Raw genomic sequence first — 11,766 nt, 5'->3', positions numbered from 1 at the left:
GCAGAACAAATGAAAGCCTTTAAAGAAATCAACAACAACGCTTTATGCCTGAGAGTAAAGTCAACTCCTCAAAATTATTGTACTGTCGCAAAGTACGCTTGTTGTTGCTGTAGATAATCTTCTTCATCCAATCCCATAATTTCTTGCTGTATAATAAGGCATCCTCAGGCAGGCCAATAGCATAGCTATGTTTCGTCACGATGCTGCAATCAAAATACTTATAGACGTAAACCATATAACACAACTCATGAAAAAGGAATTACTCACATTTACCTTCTTTTTGCTTACGGCAAGCTTTGCGTTTGCTCAAAGCAAAATTACGGGTATTGTAAAACGAACCGACGGTAGCGCCATTGCACGTGCAACCGTTGCTATACGCGGTACCAAAACAGCGGTAAGTGCTGATGATAACGGTGCTTTTACTATTGAAACTAAACAACAACCCCCGTTTTACTTGCAAATAAGCGCCGTGGGTTTCAAACCACAGGATTTTCAAATACTTCAACTTCAGGAAGCGCCGATAGACCTGGTACTAGTAGAAAATGCTTTGCTTGACCAGATTGTGGTAACGTCGCGCAGGAGGGTAGAGGTGGTGCAGGATGTGCCTATACCTATTTCGGTTGTGGGTGGTTCACAAATTGACCAGGCCGGGGCGTTTAACGTAAACCGGGTTAAGGAAATCATCCCCTCAGTACAGTTATACTCTTCAAATCCGCGTAATACAGGTATTAACATACGTGGTATTGGGTCGCCGTTTGGGTTAACCAATGATGGTCTTGACCCCGGCGTTGGCTTCTACGTTGATGGTGTTTACTATGCGCGTCCGGCTGCAGCCACGCTCGACTTTTTAGATATTGACCGTATTGAAGTTTTACGCGGTCCGCAGGGAACTTTGTTTGGTAAAAACACCAGCGCAGGCGCTATCAATATAACTACCCGCAAAGCCAGTTTTACGCCCGAAGCTACTTTTGAAACCAGTTATGGTAATTATGGCTACATACAGGCAAAGGCATCCGTGTCTGGTCCGTTAAGTAAAAAAATTGCCGGTCGTTTGTCATTCTCAGGTACCCAGCGTAACGGCCTGGTTGATAATATACGTACCGGTAGAGCAACAAATGATATAAATAACCTTGGCGGCCGTACACAGTTGCTATACAAACCAACCGACGATATAGCACTTACACTTGCCGGCGATATAACTGATCAAAAACCTGATGGTTATGCACAGGTTGTTGCAGGGGTTGTAACCACCAAACGTGCCGCTTACCGGCAGTTCAACAACATCATTGCCGACTTAAATTACAAGTTGCCAAGTCTTAATGCTTTTGACCGTGTTATTGATCATGACACACCATGGAGATCAGGTAACCAATTAGGAGGTGCTTCTTTAAATGCTGACTTTAAAATAGGGCCCGGTACGCTAACATCAACAACTGCATGGCGCTATTGGAACTGGGATCCATCAAATGATCGCGATTTTACAGGCTTGCCCGTGCTGGCTAAATCGCAAAACCCGGCAAAGCATAAAAGCTGGTCACAGGAGGTACGTTATGCCGGCCAGTTAACCGAAAAGTTGAGTGGTGTTATTGGTTTATTCTACATCGACCAAAAAGTTGATATTACAGGTACTGAAGAGTCCGGGTCGGCGCAGGCGCGTTTTGCCAAAAGCACCACCGGCAACAATGCTAACACGCCCGGCACTACAAATGATCAATTATGGGCCACGCCCGGTTTGTTAGAAGGGTATGGTATTTATACCGATGCCTCAATAAAATCACAAAGTGCGGCAGCATTTGCCAGCATTGACCTGGAGGTATTCAAAGGCTTTCATATTTTGCCGGGTGCACGTATAAATTATGATAATAAAGACGTGTACTATAATCGCGCTGCCCGCGGCGGTCTAGATATTGGAAACAGCAATTACAGCGCAGCAGTAAAATCTGAATTGCAAAAAATCAAAAATCTGGTTTACAGTAGTCAGCAATATGATGCCAGTGCCGATGAAAAAAACTTTACTTATTCGGTTACCGCTGCCTATAAACCAGGTAAACGCATTAACGCCTTTGCCACTTATTCAACCAGCTTTAAGCCAGTAGGCGTTAACGTTGCCGGTTTGCCAAGTGTTGTAGGTGGTACTACTGCCGATTTGAGCTTGGCCGTTATTAAACCCGAAAATACAAAGCACTACGAAGTAGGCGTTAAAACCACACCACTTAACAACCTTATTTTAAATCTTAATTATCATAACTCTGATATTAAAAACTACCAAACCAATGTGCAATCACCCGAGCTTGGCGTAAACCGTGGTTACATAGCTAATGCTGATAAAGTAAACGTTAAGGGCTTGGAGTTTGACGGTAACTTCAGAGCAAGCCAAAACTTTTCAGTTTACGGAGCTGCTGCTTATACTGATGCCAAGTATGTAAAGTTTACCAATGCGCCGCTTCCGTTAGAAGAAACCGGACTCACAGTGAACGGACAACAAGTTGCCTTTAAAGATATTTCAGGCGGCAGGTTGCCAGGTATCTCAAAATGGGCCGGCTCATTAGGTGGCGAGTTTAGTACTGTGGCCAAATACATTAACAAAGACACCCGTTTCTTCATTGCTGCCGATGGTTTCTTTCGGTCAAAGTTCTCTTCAAGTCCTTCGCCTTCCGCTTACTTAAACATAGGTGGGTATAGTATACTAAATGCGCGGGCCGGGTTCAGAGCCATCAAAGGCATTTCGGCCTATATATGGAGCCGCAACCTGCTTAACAAAAACTACTTTGAGCAGCTGCTGCCAGCCGGCGGCAATGCGGGCCAGTACGCTGCTGTGCTTGGCGATCAAAGAACCTTTGGCGTAACCTTGCGCTACGCCTTATAAAACTTACCTGCTAAACTATAATTAAACTCCTGAGCGGTCACAAAGAGCAATCTTTGTGGCCGTTTTTGTTTGATACTCGCTACAAGATTAAACTGCAATTATTTAAAAGCACATCTTTAATATAATTTATAAATTTGCAGCATTGAAAAAGTTGTGCATATATTTAATGCTTGTACTGCTTGCAGCAGATACAACCGAACTGCACCAGCTGTTAAAGCTGCCTGTGCTGTTTGAGCATTTTGCCGAGCACAAGGAGCGGGACAACAGCGTTAGTTTTGCAACGTTCATTTCAATGCATTACTGGGGCAACGATTTAAACGATAATGATGATGATCGTGATATGCAGCTTCCTTTTAAAAAGCTCGATGTGCATCCTACCCATGTGCTTTTTTTGCCCACGGTGCGTACGCTAGTAAGTTTAACGCCTGAAAAACGCATACTAACAAACTACCCTGTTTACCAGCATCAGTACTTTCCTAATCCGGCTTTAGCATCTCCGTTCAGGCCTCCCTGCGTGTAATCATAGCTTATTTATTTTTTAATTAATTGTAATCTGTAAAGCTTCACCTCTAAGGTAGAAGTGTATGCAGTTGCATTTTCTTTTCAGCAATTTAAGCACTTACATGCTCAATAAAATAATTCAGTTTTCAGTTAATAATAAACTGGTAATTGGAGCTTTGATGCTGCTGTGGATCATCTACGGCATTTTCGAAGTTACCCGTTTACCAATTGACGCTGTACCTGATATAACAAACAACCAGGTGCAAATAATAACAACCGCGCCATCACTGGGAGCGCAGGATGTTGAACGTTTAATCACTTTTCCTATTGAACAGGCAATTAGTAACATTCCGGGTATTAAGGAAAGCCGTAGTCTGTCGCGGTTTGGACTATCGGTGATCACAGTTGTAATTGCTGATGATGCCGATATATACTGGGCCCGGCAACAGGTTACCGAAAGGCTTTCGCAGGTTGAAATTGATGAAAACGCCAGTAAGCCCGAACTGGCACCTGTTACCACAGGTTTGGGCGAAATTTATCAGTATGTGTTAAGACCTAAACCGGGCTATGAAGGTCGGTACAGCCTGGCCGATTTACGCACAATTCAAGACTGGATAGTACGCAGGCAACTTTTGGGTACAAAAGGCGTGGCCGATGTATCAACCTTTGGCGGTGAGCTAAAGCAATATGAAGTGGCCGTAAACCCGGCACGACTTAAATCGGTAAACCTTAGCATTACTGATGTATTTAACGCGCTACATACCAATAACGAAAACACAGGAGGCGCTTACATTGAAAAAGGGCCAACTGTATTATACATACGTAGCGAAGGACTTGCGGCCAACATAGCCGATATTGAAAATATAGTGGTAAAGAACACGCCCGATGGAACCCCTGTACTAATTAAGCATGTGGCCGATGTACGTACAGGAGCTGCCATAAGGTATGGCGCGCTTAACTACAGTCTGGTGGGCGAAGTTGCCGGTGCAATAGTGATGATGCTCAAGGGCGAAAACTCATCAGAAGTTATCAAGAATGTAAAAGAGCGAATTGCTCAAATACAAAAAACGCTTCCTGAAGGCCTGGTGATTGATCCGTTTTTGGACAGGACAAAAATGGTTAATAATGCCATTGGCACAGTAAAAAATAATTTACTTGAAGGAGCGCTTATAGTAATATTTGTTCTGGTAGTATTCTTAGGCAACTTAAGGGCTGGCTTAATTGTAGCATCAGTTATACCGCTGGCCATGTTGTTTGCCATTATAATGATGAACACCTTTGGCGTTAGTGGCAACCTTATGAGTTTGGGGGCGCTTGATTTTGGGCTAATAGTTGATGGTGCTGTAATTATTGTTGAAGCCATTTTGCACCATCTGCATTTTTCAAAACAATATGCTGGTATAAATCAGCTATCGCAGCAAGAGATGAACGATGAGGTTGCCGGCTCCGCCTCAAGGATGATGAACGCGGCAGTTTTTGGTCAAATAATTATACTAATTGTATATCTGCCTATATTATCATTGTCGGGCATAGAAGGTAAAATGTTTAAGCCTATGGCCCAAACTGTGGCCTTTGCTATTTTAGGTGCATTCATTTTATCGCTTACCTATGTTCCAATGATCAGCTCATTGCTTATCAGCAAAACCGTATCGCACAAAGCCAACTGGTCTGACAGGATAATGAGTAAGCTTGAAGTGTTTTATCAACGCTGGCTTTTAAAGGCTATGAAAGTGCGGAAAATATTGGTGGCTGCAGCTTTCGGATTATTTGCCATTGCTGTAATATTATTTACACGCATGGGCGGCGAGTTTATTCCGCAGTTGGAAGAGGGTGACTTTGCGGTAGAAACAAGGTTATTGGTAGGAACTAACCTCAGTACAACAATAGCAACGTTTCAACAGGTTTCAAAACTGCTGCAAAGCAAATTTCCTGAAGTAGAGAAAATTGTTTCACGCATTGGTAGTGCCGAGATCCCAACAGATCCAATGCCTATTGAGGGAGGCGACATGATTATTGTACTCAAACCTAAAAAGGAATGGACAAGCGCCGGAAGTTTCCAGGAAATGGCTTCAAAGATGTCGGATGCTGTGCAAGAGGCTGTTCCAGGCGTTACCCAAGGCTATCAATACCCGGTTCAAATGCGATTTAATGAACTAATGACTGGTGCAAAGCAAGATGTAGTTTGCAAAGTCTTTGGAGAAGATTTAAATGCACTTGCCCGCTATGCCGATCAAATAGGCAGCATCAGTAAAACGGTTGACGGCACTGCCGACTTGTATGTTGAAAAAGTAACAGGCATGCCGCAGGTAGTTATTAAGTACAACCGTATTGAAATTGCCAAGTATGGTTTAAACATATCAGATATTAACCGCACTGTTAACGCAGCTTTTGCTGGTGCTGCTGCCGGTAAGATTTATGAGGGCGAAAAACGCTTTGATTTAGTGGTACGCGTTGGCGGCGAGGGCAGAAAAAATCTGACAGATGTACAAAATCTCCTTATATCAACACCCCGTGGAGCGCAGATACCGTTGCAACAGGTAGCAACGGTAGAAGAAATTGAAGGACCCAATCAAATTCAGCGCGAAAATGCACGCCGGCGTATAACCGTTGGCTTTAATGTTAGGGGTCGGGATGTGCAATCAATTGTAGAGGAGCTGCAACAAAAAGTGAACCGTCAGGTAAAGCTTGCTCCCGGATATAGCATAACTTATGGAGGAGCATTTGAAAACCTTCAACAGGCCAAAATGCGACTGAGCATTGCTGTGCCTGTTGCTTTGTTATTGATTTTCATTATGCTGTATTTTGCTTTCTCTTCGTTCAAAGAAGGTGCGCTTATTTATACAGCAATACCGTTATCTGCCATTGGTGGTGTATTTGCTTTGGCGCTCAGAGGCATGCCATTCAGTATATCGGCCGGGGTAGGGTTTATAGCCTTGTTTGGTGTAGCTGTGTTAAATGGCATCGTGCTCATTTCAGAGTTTAACCGTATTAGGGCAGAAGGCATAGTAACCAATGCGCTTGATTTGGTGGTGCAAGGTACACGTAACCGCCTGCGCCCCGTTTTAATGACGGCGGCAGTAGCCTCGTTAGGCTTTTTACCAATGGCTTTAAGTAATGGTGCAGGGGCCGAGGTTCAGCGTCCTTTGGCTACCGTAGTAATAGGCGGCTTAATAACAGCTACATTATTGACGTTGTTTGTGTTACCGGCGCTTTACCTCTTATTTATGAAAGAACTCAAAAATAAGGTAAAACCCACTCCTTTAGTTATTTTATTGCTGATGCTGGGCACGTCCTCGGCTTTTGCACAGCAATCGCCCGTATTAAGCGTTGAAAAAGCAGTTGATATAGCGCTCAAAAATAACCTGCAAATGCAGGGTAGCCGCTTGAATGAAGAAGTGGAACGTGTGCGGCAAAAAACATCGTTTGATATTTCGAAAACACAGTTCAGCGCCGATTATGGTCAAATAAATAGTATTAATAATGACACGCGCATAGGTGTTACCCAGGCTATAAGTTTTCCAACAGTTTATGGAAACCAAAAGCGTGCATTGCAGGAGAGTTACCTCGCAGCACAGCAACAAACCCGGCTTACTCAGCAAGATGTTAAAGCTGATGTGCGAAGGCTTTATTACCAGTTAGTGTGGTTAAACGAAAAGAAAAAGCTGTTGCGCTATGCTGATAGTATTTATACTTTGTTTGAGCGAAAAACCAACTTGCGCTTTAAAGTAGGGGAGGCCAATATTCTTGAAAAAACAACAGCACAAACACACCACCAGCAAATTAATAATCAGCTTAACCTGGTTATTGGCGATGAGGAGATTGCTTTAAAACAATTCAATATACTGCTCAATGACTCTGTTGCCTATGTGCCGGCTTATCAAACGCTTAAGCCCGGAGTAAATGCTCAATTGCTAACACCCGCTGATGTTAATGCCTTTCCGCAAGTGCAGCTTTACAATCATCAGGCCGAAGCAGCCCGCTGGCGCTGGCGTACCGAAAAGGCTAAACTATTGCCTGATTTGTTCGCCGGGTACAATAACCAGAGTATTGCAGGCTCACAAATAGTAAATGGCCTCGAAACAAATTTTGGCGCCGGTAAGCGGTTCAATTATGTATCGGCAGGTGTAAGTATACCTATATTTGCAGGTGCACAGTCGGCACGTATATCATCAGCCAAGGTTGAATGGCAGCTGGCTCAAAACCGTACTGCTTACGCTGCACTGCAGTTGAAAACCGAACAACATAATGCAGTTAGGCAAATACAAAAATATGCTGCAAGTCTTAACTACTTTGAGGGGCAAGGGCTTAAAAATGCCGACTTAATCATTAACACTGCCAGCAAGCAATTCACAGGTGGCGAGATTGATTACCTGCAATGGGTAATATTGGTCGATCAGGCTATAAGCATCAGAAACGAGTATCTGGAATTGTTATATAACTATAATAATTCGGTAATTCAGGCTCAAAAACTCTATAATTTATAAAGCATAAAATGAAGACTTATATATCACTTTTAGTGACGCTTTTTATACTTACCGGCTGTACCGAAAAAAAGGTAGCAAGCCATGAGGAAGAAGAGTTGCAAGATACAACGTTAGTTAATTTAACACCCGCACAATTAAAAAACGCCGGAGTGGAAATTGACACACTTTCCATGAGTAATGTAACCGGAACTTTGAAGTTGCAGGGAGCTATAGATGTGCCGCCGCAAAGTACCGTAAGCGTAAGTTTCCCCTTGGGCGGTTACCTTAAAAGTACTGATTTATTGCCGGGTGTGCACGTGCGCAAAGGGCAGGTATTAGGCATTCTGGAGGACATGCAGTTTATACAAATTCAACAGGACTACTTATCTGCCAAAGAAAAATTTCAATTTGCCGAAACCGAATACCGCCGACAGCAGGAATTAAACGCAAGTAAAGCCACCAGCGATAAAGTGTTTCAGCAGGCTAAGGCCGAAATGGAAACTCAACGTATATTAATGCGTTCGCTGGCTCAAAAGCTGGAGTTGATAGACATTAATCCGAACCGCCTTACAGCGTCCAATATTTCAAAAAGCGTTCACATCTTGTCGCCTATTGATGGTTTTGTATCAAAAGTAAATGTAAACATAGGCAAGTACACCTCGCCCACTGATGTGTTATTTGAACTAGTAAACCCAAAAGATATTCACCTGGCACTTGAAGTTTTTGAAAAGGATGTAAACCAGCTTGCAATAGGCCAAAAAGTGTCTACTTACACTATTAATAATCCCGGTAAAAAATATGAGGCCGAAATTATATTAATCAGCAAAAATCTTAATGAAGATAGGATGGCAAGTGTACATTGCCATTTTGAAAAGTTTGATGCCACACTTTTGCCTGGTATGTTTATGAATGCCGAAGTAGAGGTTGCCAATCATAAAGCTTTAACGGTGCCTGAAAGTGCCGTTGTAAGGTGGCAAAACGCACATTATGTATTTAAGGCTTTAAATGATTCGTCATTTAAAATGATGCCTGTTACTTTAGGCAATCAACATAACGGAAAGCAACAGATAAACAGTAAAAGTTTAACGGTAAATACACGTGTAGTCGCCAAAAACGCCTATGCGCTTTTGATGAAACTTAAAAATAGTGCCGATGAGGATTAACGGAAGGTACTATATTAAAGTGTACGGCCAAGAATAAAACCGAGAATAAGCGCAACTACAACAAGTGCAAATAATAAATATTTTAAAGTTTGCCCTTGTTGTAACTCCCTTTTAAAGTTTCCTATTTCAATTTCATTAGCAAGCTTTAAATTCTGAAGCTTCATATTTTGCTGCTGAAGTTTGGCCAGGGTGCCGCCAACCTCCAGCGGTTTTTTCTGCTCTTCTTTAAAACGGCGCATAAAACCGCCCTCTTTTAAAAAGCGTTCGCCTTTAGGCATAAGTACAAGTCGGTCGGGCAGTTCATAATCACCATGGTTGCCCGATATGCCCACAAGGCCCTCTCTTAACAGGGCACGTACCATAGCATAAGCTAACGCCTCATCGTCATTAAAAAGCTGCATTATCTGCAGGCGTGTAAGGTTATCAGGTACGCCAAATGCTTCTAAAAGCACATCAAGCATTTCACACTCGAACTCATTTAAATCCGTCATCGGTACAAAAATATTACGAAACGGCCATATTTCAATAAAAAGGCATTTATCAACATACATTGTTGTCGTAATAAGCAATAACTAATTTCGCCGCACATATATATGGGACAGCTACTAAGACTGAATTTTGAAAATGTTGACAATACCTTTAAACTATTGAGCGCTCTGCCCAATGATCGGAGGGTTGATGAATTGGAGTTGCTCGTAAACGGAGAAATGAAGGTTTTGCAGCGCGATGGCGAAAAGTGGAAATTTAAAGACAATGAAAATTTTGACTCAAACCGATTAGCTGACGCAATAGGTAAAGCTATCACACTCCGGTTTCGTATTATATGAAAGTAATTATTGCTGAAAAGCCCTCTGTGGCCCGCGAAATTGCAAAGGTGTTTGGAGCAAACACTAAAAAGGATGGTTATATTGAAGGCAAAGGATACACATTTACCTGGGCCTTTGGTCATTTGTTGCAGCTAGCGCCTCCGCAGGAATATGGGTATTACAGGTGGAGTGTACAAAACCTTCCCATGCTTCCGCAAAAGTTTAAACTATCTGTACGTAAAACTAAAACAAAAGATGGTATGGTTGATGACCCGTCGGCCGTAAAGCAACTTAACACTATTAAGACTTTATTTGAAGAAGCTTCAGAAATTATTGTAGCTACGGATGCCGGGCGCGAAGGCGAATTAATATTCAGGTATATATATTACTACCTCAAATGTAAAAAGCCGTTCAAACGCTTATGGATATCATCGCAAACAGATGAAGCCATAAAAGATGGTTTTCGCAACCTCAAACCCGGCTCTGATTATGATACTTTGTTTAATTCTGCTCACTGCCGTTCCCAGTCAGATTGGTTAGTGGGCATGAATGCTACCCAGGCATTAAGCCTGGCGTCGGGTACGCGGTCAGTTTTATCACTTGGCAGAGTGCAAACGCCTACACTGGCTATGATCTGTTCACGTTATCTTGAAAATAAAAACTTTGTTCCGCAGATATATTACCAGGTTGCCATACAGGTAGATAAAAACGGAACTGCTTTCAGGGCAATATCGGTTGATAGCTATAAAACTAAGGCTGATGCAGAAGGCGTTGTTAATGCCGTTGAAGATGTTGCATCCGGCTATGCCCAGGGCGGCAATATTTTAAGTGTTGAAGCCAAACCTCGTAAAGAACCGCCGCCGCTATTGCACGATTTAAGTAGTTTACAGCAGGAAGCAAATAAAAGAAGAGGATTTACAGCCGATTACACCCTTAGCCTGTTGCAAAACTTGTACGAAGGAAAATTAGTGACCTATCCGCGTACAGGCAGCCGTTATATAGGTGATGATGTTTTTGCTACAGTGCCTTCCCTTATAAGTAAGTTTACAGATCATTCAAACTTTGGCAAACAGGCAACCTTTTTAGGCACTACTAAGCTTAACAAGCGAAGCGTAAATGCAAAAAAGGTGACTGATCACCACGCTATTTTACCTACCGGAGAAACGCCGCGACAATTAACTCCCGATCAGCAGACAATTTATGATATGGTTGCCGGCCGTATGCTTGAGGCTTTTCATCAAGATTGCATAAAGGAGATTACAAAGATTGCCGTTCAATCGGGGGCTAAATTTATGGCCAGTGGAACGGTTATTAATACAGCCGGCTGGCGGGCAGTGTTTAATGATAAAGATGAAGAAAAGAAGGATGAGGAAAATGCATCCCTGCCAAAAGTTGAGCCGGGCGAGCAATTACCCATCACTAATAAGGCCGTGCTTGAAAAGCAAACCAAGCCTAAGCCTATGTACAATGAAGCATCATTGCTTAAAGCACTAGAAACTGCAGGTAAAGAAATTGAGGATGAAGAATTACGCTATGCAATGAAAGATAGCGGTCTGGGCACTCCGGCTACACGCGCAGCAATTATAGAAACACTCATAAAGCGCGACTATATTAAAAGGGAAAAGAAGAATCTACTGCCAACAGAAGTTGGCCTATCTGTATACGGGGTAGTTAAAAACCAGCAAATTGCGCAAGCTGAACTCACCGGAAATTGGGAAAAGCGTTTGGAAGAAATTCGGTCGGGTGCATCCGTAGCGAGTTTTCAGCAGGAAATACAACAATATACACGCACAATAACCACTGAAATGCTCAAAGCGGGCGCATCATTACGACCGCCCAAAGCTGCAACAGATGCTGTAAAAGCTTAACATGACGCTCTATTTTAATTAAACGTGCTGATTAAGAGCAAGTAAGCGGAATTATACAAAATAGATGCATAAATGTTTTGGAGGTTTTAACTAAATAGT

General features: G+C 42.6%; 7 protein-coding genes. 6 read left to right on the top strand and 1 reads right to left on the bottom strand.

Features of this window, described 5'->3' with window-relative positions; translation table 11 throughout:
* Positions 1-247 precede the first annotated feature (247 nt).
* The 4 genes from GO816_RS17480 to GO816_RS17465 all read left to right on the top strand — a co-directional run bounded on the left by GO816_RS17480 (position 248) and on the right by GO816_RS17465 (position 8,993).
* A complete protein-coding gene (locus GO816_RS17480) occupies positions 248-2,866 on the top strand; it encodes a TonB-dependent receptor (protein WP_157543252.1) in 2,619 nt (872 codons plus the stop codon).
* A 166-nt stretch (positions 2,867-3,032) separates the two neighbouring features.
* The gene (locus GO816_RS17475; protein WP_157543251.1) at positions 3,033-3,386 is read left to right on the top strand and encodes a hypothetical protein; all 354 of its coding nucleotides are present in this window, start codon (positions 3,033-3,035) and stop codon (positions 3,384-3,386) included.
* A gap of 103 nt (positions 3,387-3,489) precedes the next feature.
* Positions 3,490-7,851: a CusA/CzcA family heavy metal efflux RND transporter gene (locus GO816_RS17470; RefSeq protein ID WP_157543250.1), complete on the top strand. Its 4,362-nt coding sequence runs from the start codon at positions 3,490-3,492 to the stop codon at positions 7,849-7,851.
* Between the two features lie 8 nt (positions 7,852-7,859).
* Positions 7,860-8,993, top strand: coding sequence for an efflux RND transporter periplasmic adaptor subunit (locus tag GO816_RS17465; RefSeq protein WP_157543249.1), 1,134 nt, complete (start codon positions 7,860-7,862; stop codon positions 8,991-8,993).
* Positions 8,994-9,007: 14 nt separating this feature from the next.
* Here the strand turns inward: GO816_RS17465 and GO816_RS17460 are convergent, their stop codons facing one another.
* Entirely contained in the window at positions 9,008-9,484 is a 477-nt protein-coding gene (locus GO816_RS17460) for a hypothetical protein (protein ID WP_157543248.1), read from the bottom strand.
* A gap of 102 nt (positions 9,485-9,586) precedes the next feature.
* Here GO816_RS17460 and GO816_RS17455 point away from each other — a divergent pair, with 102 nt between their 5' ends.
* The gene (locus GO816_RS17455) at positions 9,587-9,820 is read left to right on the top strand and encodes a hypothetical protein (protein ID WP_157543247.1); all 234 of its coding nucleotides are present in this window, start codon (positions 9,587-9,589) and stop codon (positions 9,818-9,820) included.
* The gene (locus GO816_RS17450) at positions 9,817-11,667 is read left to right on the top strand and encodes a DNA topoisomerase 3 (RefSeq protein ID WP_157543246.1); all 1,851 of its coding nucleotides are present in this window, start codon (positions 9,817-9,819) and stop codon (positions 11,665-11,667) included. The genes GO816_RS17455 and GO816_RS17450 overlap by 4 nt, the downstream gene beginning before the upstream one ends.
* The last annotated feature ends 99 nt before the right edge of the window (positions 11,668-11,766 follow it).

The sequence above is a fragment of the Mucilaginibacter aquatilis genome, assembly GCF_009755275.1.
Taxonomy (GTDB): domain Bacteria; phylum Bacteroidota; class Bacteroidia; order Sphingobacteriales; family Sphingobacteriaceae; genus Mucilaginibacter; species Mucilaginibacter aquatilis.
This window is presented reverse-complemented; position numbering and strand designations above follow the sequence as displayed.